1 pseudogene is annotated in these 205 nt (G+C 63.9%); it reads left to right on the top strand.

The features are described 5' to 3' along the window. Window positions 1-205, top strand: a pseudogene (locus tag DM374_RS33035) (ShlB/FhaC/HecB family hemolysin secretion/activation protein); the annotation flags it as partial.

Here is a 205-nt window from a genome sequence, read left to right as displayed (position 1 = left end):
TGCCACCCTTAATGGCAACAGCCGCGACACCCTGCTCGGCGGCGGCGTGAACAGCTTCGCCGTGGCTTGGAGCCAGGGCAGCCTGAACATCGACGGTGCGCTGAATCAGGCTATCGACGACCTGACTGCCGGCACCCAAGGCCGTTTCCACAAGATCAACCCGAGCCTGGTGCGCCTGCAACGCCTGACCGACCGTTTCAGCCTA

The sequence above is a fragment of the Pseudomonas huaxiensis genome (assembly GCF_003231275.1).
In the GTDB taxonomy this organism is placed as follows: Bacteria; Pseudomonadota; Gammaproteobacteria; order Pseudomonadales; family Pseudomonadaceae; genus Aquipseudomonas; species Aquipseudomonas huaxiensis.
Note: the sequence above shows the minus strand (reverse complement) of the source record. Positions and strands in the feature narration are given on the sequence as shown.